The sequence below is a fragment of the Limnoraphis robusta BA-68 BA1 genome, from assembly GCF_034932365.1.
Taxonomy (GTDB): Bacteria; Cyanobacteriota; Cyanobacteriia; order Cyanobacteriales; family Microcoleaceae; genus Capilliphycus; species Capilliphycus robustus.
The window spans coordinates 25,789-42,052 of sequence record NZ_JAYGHR010000001.1; the positions used below are offsets into that span (position 1 = coordinate 25,789).

12 protein-coding genes are annotated in these 16,264 nt (G+C 40.8%); 4 read left to right on the forward strand and 8 right to left on the reverse strand.

The window, feature by feature from the left end; all coding sequences use genetic code 11:
• Position 1 precedes the first annotated feature (1 nt).
• Positions 2 to 1,333, forward strand: coding sequence for a glucose-6-phosphate dehydrogenase assembly protein OpcA (gene opcA, locus VB836_RS00135; protein ID WP_046277514.1), 1,332 nt, complete (start codon positions 2 to 4; stop codon positions 1,331 to 1,333).
• Between the two features lie 191 nt (positions 1,334 to 1,524).
• Complete coding sequence (locus VB836_RS00140) at positions 1,525 to 2,130, forward strand: hypothetical protein (RefSeq protein ID WP_046277513.1); 606 nt, start codon at positions 1,525 to 1,527, stop codon at positions 2,128 to 2,130.
• 13 nt (positions 2,131 to 2,143) lie between these two features.
• Here the strand turns inward: VB836_RS00140 and VB836_RS00145 are convergent, their stop codons facing one another.
• The 3 genes from VB836_RS00145 to VB836_RS00155 all read right to left on the reverse strand — a co-directional run bounded on the left by VB836_RS00145 (position 2,144) and on the right by VB836_RS00155 (position 7,126).
• Entirely contained in the window at positions 2,144 to 3,304 is a 1,161-nt protein-coding gene (locus tag VB836_RS00145; RefSeq protein WP_046277512.1) for a lactate racemase domain-containing protein, read from the reverse strand.
• 263 nt (positions 3,305 to 3,567) lie between these two features.
• Positions 3,568 to 4,365 (reverse strand): SAM hydrolase/SAM-dependent halogenase family protein, encoded by a 798-nt coding sequence (locus tag VB836_RS00150; protein WP_046277511.1) that lies wholly within the window; start codon positions 4,363 to 4,365, stop codon positions 3,568 to 3,570.
• Between the two features lie 133 nt (positions 4,366 to 4,498).
• Entirely contained in the window at positions 4,499 to 7,126 is a 2,628-nt protein-coding gene (locus VB836_RS00155) for a CHAT domain-containing tetratricopeptide repeat protein (protein ID WP_323217469.1), read from the reverse strand.
• Positions 7,127 to 7,375: 249 nt separating this feature from the next.
• Between VB836_RS00155 and VB836_RS00160 the strand changes: the two genes are divergently transcribed.
• Positions 7,376 to 8,143: a hypothetical protein gene (locus VB836_RS00160; protein WP_323217470.1), complete on the forward strand. Its 768-nt coding sequence runs from the start codon at positions 7,376 to 7,378 to the stop codon at positions 8,141 to 8,143.
• A 95-nt stretch (positions 8,144 to 8,238) separates the two neighbouring features.
• Here VB836_RS00160 and VB836_RS00165 read toward each other — a convergent pair whose 3' ends face one another.
• From VB836_RS00165 to VB836_RS00185, 5 genes are all read right to left on the reverse strand, one after another.
• Positions 8,239 to 9,144, reverse strand: coding sequence for an AEC family transporter (locus VB836_RS00165; RefSeq protein ID WP_046277510.1), 906 nt, complete (start codon positions 9,142 to 9,144; stop codon positions 8,239 to 8,241).
• A gap of 5 nt (positions 9,145 to 9,149) precedes the next feature.
• Entirely contained in the window at positions 9,150 to 9,404 is a 255-nt protein-coding gene (locus tag VB836_RS00170) for a BrnA antitoxin family protein (protein WP_323217471.1), read from the reverse strand.
• 2 nt (positions 9,405 to 9,406) lie between these two features.
• Positions 9,407 to 9,673 (reverse strand): BrnT family toxin, encoded by a 267-nt coding sequence (locus VB836_RS00175; protein WP_323217472.1) that lies wholly within the window; start codon positions 9,671 to 9,673, stop codon positions 9,407 to 9,409.
• A gap of 181 nt (positions 9,674 to 9,854) precedes the next feature.
• Positions 9,855 to 11,960: a M3 family metallopeptidase gene (locus tag VB836_RS00180; protein ID WP_323217473.1), complete on the reverse strand. Its 2,106-nt coding sequence runs from the start codon at positions 11,958 to 11,960 to the stop codon at positions 9,855 to 9,857.
• 38 nt (positions 11,961 to 11,998) lie between these two features.
• Entirely contained in the window at positions 11,999 to 13,072 is a 1,074-nt protein-coding gene (locus VB836_RS00185; RefSeq protein ID WP_323217474.1) for an endonuclease/exonuclease/phosphatase family protein, read from the reverse strand.
• A 109-nt stretch (positions 13,073 to 13,181) separates the two neighbouring features.
• Between VB836_RS00185 and VB836_RS00190 the strand changes: the two genes are divergently transcribed.
• The gene (locus VB836_RS00190) at positions 13,182 to 16,211 is read left to right on the forward strand and encodes a plasmid replication protein, CyRepA1 family (RefSeq protein WP_323217475.1); all 3,030 of its coding nucleotides are present in this window, start codon (positions 13,182 to 13,184) and stop codon (positions 16,209 to 16,211) included.
• Positions 16,212 to 16,264 lie beyond the last annotated feature (53 nt).

The following is a 16,264-nucleotide window of genomic DNA, read 5'->3' on the forward strand; positions in this document are numbered from 1 at the left end:
TATGAGTACACCACTTGTTGCGCTACAAAAACCAAAAGATATCTCCCTGAGCGAAATTGAGGGCGAGTTAAATAGCATCTGGCTTTCTCAAGCCGTCGGAGGTGGAAAGACCAAGGCAGTCGCCACTCGAGCCGCGACGTTTAGTATGGTTATTTATGAACCCGAAGAATTCCAACAACTCCTGGGTGGGTTGGGATTTTATACGGGGGCGCTGGATGGGATTCACGGTACGAACACCCGCGAAGCGATTAGAGAAGCTCAAAACGTTTATGGTTTGAGTATTACGGGTCGGGTAGACTCACATACTCTGGCTAAACTGCGCGAAGAATTTGCCAAGCTCCCCCCGGAACGCCAACAAATTACTAATTTGGATAGTCGCGGTTTTAGTATCAGTGAAGCGATCGCTGCTCAAAATCCTTGTCGGATTATTACCCTTTGTCCGACAATGGGCGAAGATACGGGTGTCACGGCTCAGGTTTCTGCCTACTGTCCGATTCAGCAAAAGAGCGAAGAAAGTCTGATTTGTGCTGAATATATTACCCTACGCGGCACCAAAGAAGCGTTAGAACGGGTGAGCGATGTTGTGGCGTCTTTGATGATTCCTGACTTACCTAAGTTTGTTTGGTGGAAGGCGACGCCGAATCCTGAACAAGATTTGTTTAAGCGCTTGTCAAGTTGTAGTAATTGTTTGATTGTGGATTCTTGCTATTTTAGTGATCCTGAATCAGAATTGCTGAAAATGCAGAATTTGATCGAACAGGAAACCTACATTGCTGATTTGAATTGGCATCGTTTGGCACCTTGGCAAGAATTATCGGCGGCTGCTTTTGACCCTCCTGAACGTCGGATGTCGTTGGGTGAAATTGACAATGTGGCGATTGATTATGAAAAGGGAAATGCAACTCAAGCGTTAATGTTTTTGGGTTGGTTTGCTTCTCGCCTCGATTGGAAACCGATTTCTTTTACCTCTGAAGGTGGAGACTATGACTTGAAATATGTCAAGTTTAAAGCGCCAAATGATAAGGAAATTGTTGCTGAGTTGGCGGCGATTCCGGCTGCTGATTATGGCGAAATTCCTGGTGATTTGGTGGGTTTACGGTTAACTTCGAGTAATCCAAATGCCAATTGCTGCACGATTTTGTGTTCAGAAACGACGGGTTGTATGCGGATGGAATCAGGCGGAAGCGCTCAATCTTGTCGCACGGAACAGGTGACAGCTACTTCTGATCAAAAAGCTGAATCCCTAATGACGCAGCAATTGCAACGTTGGGGTCGTGATATTTTGTATGAAGAAAGTTTAGCGTTAACGGCTCAAATTCTTAAACTCCGTTAGGTTTAGAATTTTAATTCAATTTGTAGGGGCGCTGTTGGCGCCTCTTGTTTTTTGTTTTAATCTACCACAAAGACACAAAGACACAAAGAAAATGAACTCGAAAACGTTAAGAAACTCGCCCCTACAGAATCATTATTCATTCATCGGCAGACATGATATAATCATTCAAAACTCAACGGAGGCGTTGCTTGATGTCTTACAGTGAGTTTAGTTTAGCGAGAGCCAAACAAGAGTTCGGTTTAGTCACCTTAGAAAAACGCGCTCTTTTTGCTGATATTCCCAAAGTAGAAGCCAGTAATTTGCTCACAGAAACCCTCAACTATCATCTACCGATTGCTTTAGGAAGTAATAGTGAAAAAGCTCGTTCTGAACTGATTATTGCTCCGATATTGGTGGATTTGCGCCGACAGTTAAAAGAGCAAATTAGTTTATTTTCGGGGATTGATTTTACCGTTGACTTAACTAAAGGATTAAATGGAATTTGTGATTTTATTATTACGAAGTCTCCAGAAATTCTGATGTTAACAGCACCCGTGATTATCGTTGTAGAAGCCAAGAAAGAAAATATTAATGCTGGTTTGGGTCAATGTGCGGCGGAAATGGTCGCGGCTCAAATTTTCAATGAGCAAGCCGCAACGGAAATAAAAATCATTTATGGTGCGGTAACAACAGGCAGCATTTGGCAATTTTTAAAGTTAGAGAAACAAACATTAAGCATTGATTTGAGCGAATATTATCTCAACGATGTCAATAGAATTCTGGGTATTTTAGCGAGTGGTATTTATCAAGGAAATTAAAATTGACAACTCTTTATACGGCTGTTAAAATTAAATCTGTGGCATTATAAACCACATAATCAAACTCTGATTCATCAATGTCATTCGGGTCTAAATATCCTAAATTTAAGGCTTCACATTCGGCTTGGCTAATATTTTCTGAAGACAAAATCACTTGATATTTTTGTAACGCTTGACTGACTCGCATCATGTGACTGGCGACAACTGGACTGCTTAACTCTCCAGAATCAACTAAATTTTGAATGGTTTCTGGGTTAGAATAGCCGAACTTTGCGATCATTTCGCCGTGAGTTCCTGATATTTTTTCCGAAAGTTCACCTCGAATAACCAGTTTTCCGCCTTCTTGGATGCGAGAACCGCAGTTATATATGGCTTTTGCACCTTGCCAAAAATCAACACATTTGTTATCAATATAAGTGAGAATACTTGAACAAGTTTCAACGGGTTTAACGAAATATTCGGCACAAAGTTCGGCGGCTTCTTGGTAAGAGGAATAAAAATCTCCAATAAATAAATGAGCAATTCCGGCGGGGAGGGTGATAAAGTTCACCGAAACATAGATTTTGGGAAAGGTTGTGATCACCAAGTCGGCAATTTGATGGATGATTTGACGAATCGGATTCTCTATTTTGCCGATAATTTCTGCTTCTGAATAACGAGTTATTTTCCAGTGGGTGTAATCAATAGCGGCTTTATTAGCAATTCCCGGACAGAGATATTTTGCCCCTCCAGAAAAGCCTACGACACGATGAGGAAGCACACTTCCTAATGCAATAATTATATCATGTTCGCTGACTGCCTGATGAATTTTAACGGGAATATTATCTATTTTTCCGACTTCTATTAACAGCGAGTCGTCAAAAGCGTTATGGTTGATCAGTTCAATTTGACTCGCCGCTTCGGGAGAAATTCCCAGCTTTTGTTGCATTTCTAGGGTTGTCATCGGGCGATGAGTTCCCAAGGCAAAAATAACACTAATTTGACTGGCTTGTGTTTGGAGAACTTTTAAAAAATCAGGAAAAAATTGATAAAGAGGTGTTGCACGGGTGACGTCTTCACAAATGATCAAAACTCGCTTTTGATTCATGTCAAACTGAGACAGATAACTGAGCAATTTTGTCAGAATATCCTCTTTTGATAAGACGCTTGGCACTTCTAAGGCTATTTTTTTCACAGCTTATATTATGTCCGGTTGAACAGTTATAAATAAACGACAGAGGAGTCAGGAGTCAGGAGTCAGGAGTCAGGAGGAAATAAAGAAGAAGAAAGAGTCGGATTATGAGAAAGTTTTTGATCACTAATTATCCGGACATGATATTACCCATACTAACACTTGATCTAAGATAATAATACAGCTATTTCACCAGAAATTCAAGTTCCTAGTGAATAGCTAAAAGTTAAGTTTTTAGTAATTTTGAGGGCATTTAATGGGCTAGTCTAACGCCCAATTGCTTGATAGGTGACGAACTGACCAACACGGGGTTTCCCAAAGCGTTTCCAAGCACTTCCACCCCGCAAAAATAACTCCATCCAACGCACTTGTTGTTTGTCATTCAGCGTCCAACCCGAACTTCCAGGTGCAAAGGCTAAGGTTCCTTCACTGACGCGAAAACTACCATCAGAATACACGGCATCACTGACCATATCTCCGACTCTAACGATGACTTTTGTTTCCGGTTCGAGGTCAACCGAATCCGCAGAAATGGTCGTTTTAATATTACCATATCCATCAATCCAAGCGACCCGATCTTTTGGATAATCAGGAATTTGTTCAGGTGTAATGATATCTCCTAAGACACTTTCATCCCCTTTCGCTAATGCAATTGCGGCTTGAGGGAAGACATCTCGTGAGCGAAATTGAGAGCCGCCGCGTGAAACTTTTATGCTATGAATAGACAGAGCAAATTCTTTGATAAAGGATAGAGAATATCCGGCTAAAACACCCACAACTTTAACACCATTGGGTAGTAAAGCATAAGTCAGTCCTTCACCTTCATTATTGGGGCGAGCTTCTAAATCATCTTGACGAGGGGCGCAATTATGATAAATTAAATGGTTGTCTGGGCCGGGATTAAGCCCTAATTGAGCGATCCAAAAACCTGTTGCTAACGTGCTAAAAGCCGGAACAGAAAGACAGTGAATTTTTGCATCGCTTAAGTGTTGAAGTAAACGTTGGTTGACTTCTGCAAACGCTGGATCTCCCGCACCATAATCAGCAATTAAGTTAATCAGCATGATGGAAGTTTTGAAAGACAGTTTTACTTTTGATAAGCAGATCTAGGTTAACCCTATTTTACAATAAAACCCCTCTAACTCAAGGTATACTGTGATTCAATTATAGATAAATTTTTTATCTATAATTCAAAGTTTAATTGGGGTTGATTTTGGGGGCTTGCCATTCTCCTTGCAAGGTAAACGCGGCCCAAAAGTAGGGAGATGACCATTTATTTTGTTGCCACATATCAATTTGAGCGACTCGTAAAGCGGCGACGGGGGATAGGTTTTGTTGTAGCATTCGTTGATAAAATTTTACCATTAATTCTGAAGTGGCTTGGTCATCAACTTTCCACAAACTTACCACGACTCGGGGCGCACCTGCATACATAAATCCCCTCGTTAAACCGACTAATCCTTCACCTTGAATATTTTCTCCTAGTCCCGTTTCGCAAGCACTTAAAACGGCTAAGTCGGCGGAAAGTTTGAGGTTAAAAATATCATATAAACGCAAAAAACCATTTAAAGCTTCTCCCGTTTCATCCACTAAAGATAAGACTAAACCGGAGAGTTCAGGAGTCTCGCTATTGAGTAAACCATGAGTGGCAAAATGAAGAAGCCGATATTGATTAATTTGTTGACTGGTGACAAATTCTCGACGGGCTGAAAAGCCAAATTGTTTGGTACTATTAATCGTTGGAATTAAGTCTAAAATTCGTTCAGCTTCTTTCTCGGTAAAGGGTAAACGATCAAACAAAACACCCGACTCTCGCGCCGAACGTTCTAACTCAGGCGGTAGCGGTTTCATCTTTTCTGGAACTACATTTTTAACCCGATCATCTTGATAGCTAAAAACCGGATCAGCCAGTATTGCTAAAGCTTTGGGTGCGGGTGTTCTTCCCTTCACTTCTTGACGTAAAACCGCTAAGGTTGAAGCAGAAGGAATGGTGACAATTTCATGTTTAACGATTAAGGGTGTCCAGTCTTCTTCTAGGATTAATGTTCCGGCTGTGGGTAACGCATTAAACGGCACATATTGTAAGACTCCATCCGCAACAATTAATAACCGTTTTTGACTGAGTTTTTCGGAATTGGGTAATATAATTTCTGCCAGTTCTTTTCCGGCGTTTTCCGCGAGTGTTCGGCGAATGCGTTGAGTTGGAAGTAAAAAAGAATCTCTAAATTCTGTGACTTGACGTTCAATTTCTTCGCGCCCAGGAAGTTCATAACTTTCGATAGAAGTTGGCGTAACAACCCATAAATAACTTCTATTTTTTCCGAGAGCATATTCTAATAAAATAGTCTCTTGATCGAGAACTTTTTGCTGAATTTCAGTCAAGGTTAACGGTTGCGGTTGAGTTAATTCTGCGTAGTGAGGACTGCTGGCCCGAATTTCTGTTAATAATCGGCGATATTGTTGGAGTAAACTATCGATTTCCTGATTAATTGTGAGTCTTTGTTCTTCAGTATGTTCACGACTGAGTAAGCGAACTCGCAACTGTTCTAATGCACTAAGTTCTTGTTGCAGTTGTTTCTTTTCTTGTAATAATTTAGGGTCAATTCCAGATGTAACTTCTCCCCCAGATTCAGCTAATATTTCTAATAAACTTCTCGCTTTTGCTCGTTCACTGGCTTGTAAGGCTAACCCATCATAACCTTTTTCGGGATTTTGTTTATGGAGTTGCATTAACAAATCAATATAGAATTCATAATATTCCTGTTTGGAAGCAAAAAAAGAGGTTCTTAAATCTTGACGATCAACTTTTGTTCGTAAGTCTTCAATGATTTCTAAGGCTGTTTCTATCGTTTGAACTGCGGCTTCTAACTGACCTTGTTCGCGTTGAATTTGAGCAATATAATAAAGACTCAGTGGTTCTTTGCTTCTGTCTCCAACGGTTTGTCTAATTTGCAGAGATTGAGTACAAATTTCTAAGGCTTGATCTAAATTTCCTTGTTTAAAATCAACATAACAAAGGTTATTTAACGTACTGGCTTCTCGGGTGCGATCGCCTATTTTTTGCCAGAGTGGTAAGGCATCATTATAAGTTTGTTGAGCGAGTTTAAATTGATTAGATTGAGCATAAATATAGCCCTGATTATTCAACGTTGCGGCTTGTCCGCGAATCGTTCTCACATCAGCTCTTTCAGGTAAAGCGTTCCAATAGTTCAAGGCTTGAATATAGGTTTCTTTGGCTTTCTCTAGTTCACCTTGCTCGGAATAAACTTGACCCATATTATTTAAAATCAAAGCCGTCATTTTGCGATCCGCCGAATTTTCAGAGCGTTGCAAAAGCAATTGAGCTTGTTTATAATAACCTAACGCCCGATCTAATTCTCCTAACTCATAATACAGTAAACCCATACTATTTAATGTAGCGGCTTCTGCGGAGTCTAATCCTATTTCTTTTCGGAGACTGTGAGCTTTTTCATAGGCTTCTAACGCCTTTTGATATTCACCCCATTTGAGATAAACTTCAGCAGAAAGTTCTAAAATAGGAGCCTCCCAATACTCCGGTTGAGACAATTGAGGAAGTAATCGTAAAACCTGACGATAATAATTGATAGCGGCTTGATATTCTCCTAAGTCAGCATGAATTAAACCCAAAAATTGCAACGTCGTTGCTTCTTGAGTCAAATCACCCTGTTCTCGCCAAAGTTTCAAGGCAATTTCTAACTGTTCAATGGCTTGACGTAAAGCCGCACCTGTTCCTTGACGATACTGATTTAATCCTGTTTTTAGAGCTTGTTGTGCCGGATTTTCAGTGTTTACTGCTAGAATCATTTTTTCTCTGATTTCCCTATCCCAAAAGTTAGAGGGGTTGGGAGACTCAACCGGAACAACAGGCTGAATTTTTCCTGATAGAAGAACGCCCAGTAGAAAAGTGACTTGAAGCGTTCGGGACAACCGCCTGATCAAGAAGATTTTTTTCGGTTTGTGTTCACAGGTCATCGGTTAACTTAAAATAGCTTTTATAACAATCTTTGATTGATCCTTTCTTATCCTCTTTCTCAATCTTAACCGCTAAACCAGATGATGCCACTAAACTTTATTTTCAGTTACCATCGTTGTCAAAAAACCCTCTTCAGCCTGCTTCCGGGTTTGTCTTTTGCTGTCGGATTTGGACTGCTAAATGTTCCCGCTTTGGCTCAAATTGATCTGGCGATCGTTCAAGAAATTTTAGATGGGGAAGAAGTCTTCATCCAAGAACAGCAAGCCAAAGTCGAAGACAAAGCTGATTTAGGGCAATTAATTCATACTCAAGAATCTCGTGCAAGTATAGAATTTAATAATGGTGCCGCCGGACGCATTGGAACAAATTCTCGCGTTACTGTTGGTCAATGTGTGGAAATTCAACAAGGTCAAGTGGTCGTGAGTGGGCCTGCAAATGGCTGTATTGGAGGGTTTTCAGTCGGAGTTAAAGGTACACTTTATATTATGGAAACCACCGAAGATGGCACCGGAAATATTAAAGTATTAGAGGGAGAAGTTGAAGTCACTTCTCAAGAAGCAGGTGCCATTCCGATTATTTTAAGGGAAGGTCAAAAAATAGGCGTTTTACCGGGTGTACTCGGACAAATTCAAGACATTACACCCGAAGAATTGGCTCTGATTTTAACCGGAGAACTGTTTTCTGGGTTTAATATTCCGATTACGCCAGAAGGTGCATTACAATCGATGTGTCAGCGAATTGTTCCGCCTAATTTTAGTTGTTCTGCAAATGGGGTTCCGACTCCTAATATTCCAACACCGCCTGTTCCATCAGTTCCTAGACCTTCAATTCCGGGTTCACCTTTCTAAGTTGAATTAATTGTTTAAAACATGAATTGACTTGAGTCTGTATGAGTAGGCCTGAAAAACCCGGTTTATCTGATCAACGGGGTTTTTATTCCGCGCTAAAGCGCCACAACAAAACGTTCTAGTAACCATAAAACCCCAGGTAACGTAATAAAACCAAGTAAGGTTGAAACCACAACAACCCTGGCAGCTAAAGCCCCGTCCCCGCCAAATTCATTCGTCATTAAAAAGGCTGTAATTGCAGTGGGCATTGAACTTTGAAGAACTAAAACTTTTAAATCTAAAACCGCTAACCCTAACATTTTTCCCACTGCAAATGCAATCACTCCCCCACCGATAAGCCGCAATAAACTCGCACCGACTTCATAGCCAGTCAGTTCAAATTTACTCTGAGAAATTTGGATTCCTAACATCAATAAACCTAAAGGAATTGCGGCTTCTGCTAACAAATTTAATCCTTCATCTAACTGAAATGGCAGTTGAACATTAAACCCTCGCAAAGCCACGCCAAAAAATACCGCCCAAGTGAGAGGAAGTCTCAACATAAACTGAATCGAAGAACGAAAACCACCCTTTTGTAAAAAAGCAGGAACCGTCGTTAACACAACAACATTCCAAACAATTAAATACACAATTGCCCGTTCAAGTCCCGCCTCTCCTAACGCAAATAAAGTCACTGGAAGCCCTAAATTTCCGACATTCGGTAAAGCCGTTGTGATCACAAAGTTTTTCTTTAAATCAGTTGGAAACTTCAAAGAATCACTCAATTGCCAAGCGGAAACACACCAAGTAACAAACGTAATTAAAAACCCAATTGTAATCGCAATCGCATTTTCTCCACTCAGCGTTGTTTTGTAGAGATTATCAACAATTAAAGCCGGAAATAACACATACAAACTTAGACGAGACAGCGTAGATTGATCAAGATTAATCTTTTTTCCGACAATATACCCAATCAAAACAATACAAGCAACAGGCAAAATGGCGGAGAGAATTACAGTCATAAATATCACTCTATTCGCTTAAGTTCTTCCCGCAAAACCCTGCGTAAAGTTTCTTCTAAAGATTCGCGGCTTTGCTGAATATGCTGACGTAATACTTCGTTAATCAATGTTTGGTAGTTTCCTCCACCTGCTAAGTGAACTTGTTCACGAAACCATGCCAACACTTCATCATCTAAGCAAATTGTGATGTGTGTTTTTCCAGGTAAAACGGGTTCAATAGCCTTTCGTTTACCTTGACTAAAATCATATTCTGCATCCATAACTATTCTTCCTCATACTGTTGTCGCTCTTTGCGAGTTGCTTTGCGAGCAGAAATAAGCCGAATCTCATTACCTCGCAGTGTGTAAACAACAACTAAAACTCTGCCAAAAGCATCTATACCAACTGTGATGAAACGTTCTTCTTCAAACCGTTCATCTGGAATAGTAATTGCCAATTCATCAGAAAAAATTGATACGGCATCAGCAAAGTCGATACCATGTTTGCGAAAATTGGCTATTGCTTTATCCCGGTTCCATTGGTAAGCCATCTCAATTATAGTATAGACACTTGTACATACTAGATTTAGTCGGCACCGATATTATATTACGCAATAGAAGAAACCACTACAATGATTAATCCTAATCTCATTTTAACCCTCAAATCTTGAATGATTAACTCATAATTTAGAGACGTTCTAGATGAACGCCCCTAAATCAATTTCAACGCAATTAAGCCGCCGCCACTAAACCACTATGAATTAATAACGGTTGGGTACTCGGTTCACGTCCTCGGAAGGATTTAAAGACTTCCATCGGGGGTAAACTTCCGCCCAAAGCTAACACCGTTTCTCGAAAACGTTTACCTGTTTCAGCCATTGCTTTTTCATCCTCTAATCCCGCTTCTTCAAAGGCAGCAAAAGCATCAGCACTGAGAACTTCTGCCCATTTATAGCTGTAATAACCTGCTGCATAACCGCCCGAGAAAATATGCCCAAAAGCACATAAAAAGGCATCTTCAGGCAATGGTTTCAACACGGTTGTATTTTCAGCAATGCGGTTTCTGACGTCAACAACTGTTTCCTTTCCACCCGGTTGATAACGATGATGTAACTCAATATCAACTAACCCAAAATGAATCTGTCGCAGCATCACCGTTGCACTCATATAAGTGCGGGAGGCTAACAGCTTTTGATAATAATGTTCGGGCAAAGATTCACCTGTTTGATAATGTTTTGCCATGCCAAACAATGTCGAGCGATCATAACACCAATTCTCCATAAATTGGCTGGGCAATTCCACCGCATCCCATTCAATATTATTAATTCCGGCTGCCCCTGCATAATCAACCGTTGTTAACATATGTTGTAAACCGTGACCAAATTCATGGAATAACGTTTCCACCTCACTAAACGTCATTAAACTCGGTTTTCCATCAACAGGCGGCGTTTGATTACACTGCAAATAAGCCACAGGTAAACGAACCGTCAATGCACCATTTTCAGTAATTTTTGCACGAGTAATACACTCATCCATCCAAGCCCCACCCCGTTTTTCAGCCGGACGACTGTAGGCATCTAAATAAAAATAAGCAATCGGATTTCCCGCCTCATCAGCCACTTGGAAATAACGCACATCTTCATGCCAAACTGGGGCTTGATCATCAGCCGAAATAATCGTAATTCCAAAAATCCGTTTGACTAAACCAAATAACCCTTCTAACACTTGGGTAAGCGGAAAATAAGGGCGCAATTCTTCATCGGTAAACGCAAACTTTTCTTCTCGTTGACGTTCCGACCAAAAACCAATATCCCAATGTTTCAAGTCTTCCGCTTCCGGTGCCTCTTTGGAAGCTGCAAAGGCTTTTAATTCTTCAAATTCTTTCACGGCTGCATCATAACTAACCACCCGCAATTCTTCCGATAATGCCTCGACTGCTTCCACACTCGGCGCCATTTTACTCGCTAAACTTAACTCAGCATAACTGTTAAAACCGAGTAACTTAGACTTTTCTTGACGCAATTGTAAAATTCGTTCAATTAACGGAAAATTATTCAATTCACCACTGGAAGCCCGACTCATATAAGCCTTATAAACCTGTTCGCGTAACTCTCGCCGTTTGCTAAACTTTAAAAACGGGCCGAAACTCGGAGCATCTAACGTAATTCGCCAGGGGCCGTTTTCTGGGGTGGCTTCTTCCATCCCTTCTGAACGGGCAGCTTGGGCGGCTAAACTGAGTAAACTGGGCGGTAAACCTTCTACATCTTCCGGTTCAGTTAACGTCAAACTAAAGGCTTTTGTGGCATCTAAAACATGATTGCCAAATTTAGTCGAAAGTTCAGCTAATTCCAGTTCAATTGCATTAAACCGATCTCGTTTTTCTCCTTCTAAACCCACACCCGACAGTTCAGCATCTCGAATTGCCGCTTCAACAATTCGCTTTTGGGCTGAGTCTAAAGTCTCCCATTCCGAAGACTCCCGCAATGCTTTAAATGCTTTATAAATCGCTTGACTTTGATTGAGTTTATTAATGAACTTTACAACTTTTGGCTGTATTGTTTCATGGGCTGTTCGCAGTTCCGGGCTATTTTTTACACCCATTAAATGACTCACAGTTCCCCAACTCCAAGTCAAACGTTCCTGGAAAAGTTGCAACGGTTCAACTAAACCTTCCCAAGTCGGTTGTACATTCGCTTCTAAACTTGCAAGTTCGGCGTCAAGTTCTTCTAATAATTGCGTCATCTCGGGAACCACCGCATCCGCTTCGATCATCTCAAACGGAGGGAGTCCTTTTCCTCGAAGCAATGGCTTGTCTGCTGTTATGCTGTTCGCGATCATTCCTTTTTCCTGTCTTCCTGTAGGGGGTCATTCAATTGTTATACCAAGTTCTGGGGGTTTAGTGCAGCAAATGGCCGAAAATAAACTTGAGTCTCCACCGGCAAATGATCCGAACCCGTCGAAGCCAACACCTTTGTCATTTTGGACTCCCCATCTGGAGAATACCAAATATAATCAATCCGAAACAGCGGATAATCAAGAGTTTGAGTCGAATTTTTCATCAGAAAATTGAGCGGCCAACCTTGAGGCCAGGTTAAGCCTAAACCCCATCCAGACTCTCGAAAAGCATCCCGTAAAACTTGGCGCAATCGATAATAATCTTGAGTTTGATCGGTGAGATTAAAGTCACCTGCTACAATTACAGGGTTTGTTTCTTTCTGAAGTCTTTTGACTAAATCGATGATTTCTTCAGAACGTTCACGATAATCATAAAAGGGGATTTTTAAAAAGGGTAAAATCTGTTTAAAGCGAATCCAAGGTGAAATGGTTTGAATATTATAAAGCGTTATTTCTTGTTCGTTAATCCTGGCAATTGCCCGCTGCTGAAATTCCGAATGATCGGCCAAGTGAATGGTTTCAGTCTCCCGGAGAGGAAACTTACTTAAAATTGTTGTTCGAGGTGATGAAAATTGGTAAGGATAAGCCTCTATTAACTGAGGAAAAGCTTCTTCTTCATGGATTTCAGTTACTTCTTGCAAGAAAACGAGATCGGGAGTTCGATTTAAAAGCAGTTCAACTAATGTTTCCGGTGATGTTTTGTTCCAACTGTTGTTTAAACATAAAACTTTGATTGGATTGGAGTTGATTGTACTGGGATTGGGAGAGGCATAGTTTTGATGTAACCAACCGATCAGTAATAAACAAGCCAAACTCGATAATACCGTTAATTTTCGCTGTTTAATAATTCCAAAACTTAACGGAGGTAAGATCAATAAAGGGAACAAAATCCAGGGGATAAAGGTACTCACAAAACCCACCACCCAAAATTCATCCCAAAACAGGAATCTGAGTAGAAAATAAACCAGCAAAAAACTAGCGTAAGTGTAAACAAATCCTTGAGTTAATCGCTGAAATATTCGAGAGAATGACGAATAAACCCGAAAAACAGACATAAAAATTATCTCCGCTCAAATAGATTTAGCGTGGCTTTATCAAATTTGATAGCCAAAACCCTAGATGTAGTGTATGATTGTGAATCCCTGTTGAATTCCAATTCCCCTAATGGCTGTCAATCATCTGATCGAGTGGAACGCAAGCTGCGTTGACGAACAACTCACCCAACTCAATGTTACTCCCCTAGAAGGCTATCGTCCATTTGATTATCTGCTCTATTCTGACACCTTACCCCGACGCAATGATGGCCGAATTAGCGATCGCATTCTCAACCGTTATCAACACCTCTACGAAGGCGGTTGGTGGTGTTCCGGGATTGATATTCTCACCGGAAAAGATGACCTCTGGGGCTGTTTTAAACCGCTTCAACCGCGTATTAATAGCGATCGCAACAAAATTATTAAATATGAACATCCGCCCCAAACTCCCACCGGAATTTTTGCCTTAAGAGTCTCTCAACCCATCTGGGAACGCATCGCTCAACGTTACCATTTAACCTTATTAAAAGAAGATATTCAAAATGATCAAAGTGATTTAGGATTTTGGGACTGGGTAATTAATCATCCTCAAATTCCGCTTTGTATTACCGAGGGGGCGAAAAAAGCCGGGGCGTTATTAACAGCAGGGTATGTCGCCATCGCCCTTCCCGGTATTCACGGAGGTTATCGGGTTCCTAAAGATGACTGGGGGAAACCCATCGGAAAATCTCGTTTAATTCCACAATTACTGAAATTAACAACATCTAACCGAGACATATATATTGTTTTTGATCAAGACAGCAAACCCAACACGATAAAAGCAGTTAACACCGCCATTAAACAAACAGGCTATTTACTGACTCAACAGGGTTGTTCTGTTAAAGTTGTTAGTTGGAATCATCAATGGGGAAAAGGGGTTGATGATTTAATTTTAACCCATTCTCAAGCTGCTTTTGATCAAGCCTATGAAACAGCTATTCCCTTAGAAACTTGGAAAGCATTGTCGTTTAACTGTTTAACCTATCAGGCTAATCTGCAAGTTAATCAACGGTATTTATCGACTGTAGAAATCCCTCAAACGGCTAAACTGATTGGGATCAAATCACCGAAAGGAACAGGTAAAACCCAATTAATAGAACACATTGTTAAACAAGCGAAAAAATCCGGTCAACGAGTCTTAGTGATTAGCCATCGGATTCGTTTAGTTGAAGCATTATGTCAGCGATTTGGGTTAAAATATCTTCAGGGAATCGAAACAAATTCACCTCAAGAAAAAACTCCGGGTTATGGTCTTTGTATTGACTCTTTACATCCCGGTTCTCGTGCGAATTTTCACGCTGAAAGTTGGTCAGATAGCGTTATAATTATTGATGAAGTTGAACAAGTATTATGGCATGGGTTGAATTCTGATACTTGTCGTCATCAACGAGTGGCGATTCTGAAATCCCTCAAAACTCTGATGCAAAATGTTATCGGAGGAAACGGAAAAGTCGTCGTTGCGGATGCAGATCTCAGTGATATTTCGATAGATTATCTTCTCGCGTTAGCCGGAGTACAACAAACACCTTTTATTATTCATAATCAATGGAAACCGCAAATAGAAGACGCTTGGTCAGTTTATAATTATAGTGGAAATACACCCAAACAACTGGTTAAAGATCTAGAACACCATATCGCAGAAGGGGGTAAACCGTTTGTTTGTTTATCCGCCCAAAAATTAGCCAGTCAGTGGGGAACCTGCACCCTAGAAACCTATTTTAAAACCCAATTTCCTGAGAAAAAAATCCTGCGAATTGATTCAGAATCTCTCGCCGATCCGACTCATCCCGCTTATGGTTGTATTCCTCAGATTAACCACATTCTTAAAGATTACGATATTGTATTAGCGTCGCCTTGTATTGAAACGGGGGTCAGTATAGACCTACAAGGACATTTTACCTCAGTTTGGGGCATTGCTCAAGGGATTCAAGCGGAAAATTCTGTGCGTCAAGCGTTAGGACGAATTCGAGACAATCTCCCTCGGTTTTTGTGGTTAGCCACTCATGGGTTTAATCAAGTGGGAAATGGCGCCGTTTCTATGAAAACCTTACTCAGTTGTAACCATCGGTTAACGCGGTTAAATATTCGCCTTTTACAACAATCTGATTTTGAGGCTTTAGATGATTTAGAAATAGGATTTCAAGCGGAATCTTTACTCTGTTGGGCGAAAATGGCGGTACGGTTTAATGCAGGGATGAGTCAATACCGAGAGTCAATTTTAGCCGCATTAGCAGCAGAAGGTCATCGGATTTTTGAGGTGACTTCTGATCGGAAGCTATCCTCAAATTATCAACAAAATATCGAGAATCAAAAATCATCCCGTCCGAGTTTATCGGAGATGATTTCCGCCGTCCGAGATCAAAACTATCAAGCCGAATGTCAGGCGATTTGTCAAGCCCCTGAGTTAAGCGATCGCCAATATCAAGCCCTACAAAAACAGCTCGTAAAAACCACAGAAGAACGCCGATCACAACGCCAATATGAGTTAAAATTACGATATAGAATTCCCGTGACCCGTGATTTGATTGAAAAAGATGATCAAGGATGGTATGATCAACTGAGGATTCATTATTTTCTAACCCTTGGTCGTCCGCATTTAAGTTATCGAGATGCAGCGATCGCCTATCGATTAATCGAACAAGGTCAGGGGAGTATTTTTGTACCCGATTTTAACCGTTCCCAACAGGGGGCGATGATTGGAGTGATGGAATTATTCGGAATTTCTGCTTTAATTCAGAATCCCCAACGAGAATTAAAAAATACCGACAAAGATTTACAGAAAATCGCAGAAATCGCATTACGAGATCGGTTAGCGATTAAATCAATTGTCGGGATTGGACTGGCTCAAAATTCTAGCCCGATTGTGATTATTAGACGATTTCTTGATAAAATAGGGTATAGCTTAGAATGCTTACGATTAGAATCTCATCAGAAAAAACGAATACGAGTCTATCGCATCGTTGAACCCGATGATGGACGATGGGAAGTCTTTCAACAGTGGTTTGCTTGTGAAAATCAATCTCCGGGACAATTCCCCTCACAACTGCAAAACTCGCGAAATGCGATCGCACAGACGGGCCGAGTAGAAGCAGAATTTACACAACTCTGTTTGCAATTTTAGAGTACAAGCCTTTAAAACAGCCTGGAATTTGTAAAGTCTGTGTAAAACTTCAG

Excerpts from the sequence above, each read along its gene's own strand:
- opcA (WP_046277514.1), top strand. The coding sequence starts at position 2 with ATGAGTACACCACTTGTTGCGCTACAAAAACCAAAAGATATCTCCCTG.
- VB836_RS00140 (WP_046277513.1), top strand. The coding sequence starts at position 1,525 with ATGTCTTACAGTGAGTTTAGTTTAGCGAGAGCCAAACAAGAGTTCGGT.
- VB836_RS00150 (WP_046277511.1), bottom strand. The coding sequence starts at position 4,365 with ATGCTGATTAACTTAATTGCTGATTATGGTGCGGGAGATCCAGCGTTT.
- VB836_RS00155 (WP_323217469.1), bottom strand. The coding sequence starts at position 7,126 with ATGATTCTAGCAGTAAACACTGAAAATCCGGCACAACAAGCTCTAAAA.
- VB836_RS00160 (WP_323217470.1), top strand. The coding sequence starts at position 7,376 with ATGATGCCACTAAACTTTATTTTCAGTTACCATCGTTGTCAAAAAACC.
- VB836_RS00165 (WP_046277510.1), bottom strand. The coding sequence starts at position 9,144 with ATGACTGTAATTCTCTCCGCCATTTTGCCTGTTGCTTGTATTGTTTTG.
- VB836_RS00170 (WP_323217471.1), bottom strand. The coding sequence starts at position 9,404 with ATGGATGCAGAATATGATTTTAGTCAAGGTAAACGAAAGGCTATTGAA.
- VB836_RS00175 (WP_323217472.1), bottom strand. The coding sequence starts at position 9,673 with ATGGCTTACCAATGGAACCGGGATAAAGCAATAGCCAATTTTCGCAAA.
- VB836_RS00180 (WP_323217473.1), bottom strand. The coding sequence starts at position 11,960 with ATGATCGCGAACAGCATAACAGCAGACAAGCCATTGCTTCGAGGAAAA.
- VB836_RS00185 (WP_323217474.1), bottom strand. The coding sequence starts at position 13,072 with ATGTCTGTTTTTCGGGTTTATTCGTCATTCTCTCGAATATTTCAGCGA.
- VB836_RS00190 (WP_323217475.1), top strand. The coding sequence starts at position 13,182 with ATGGCTGTCAATCATCTGATCGAGTGGAACGCAAGCTGCGTTGACGAA.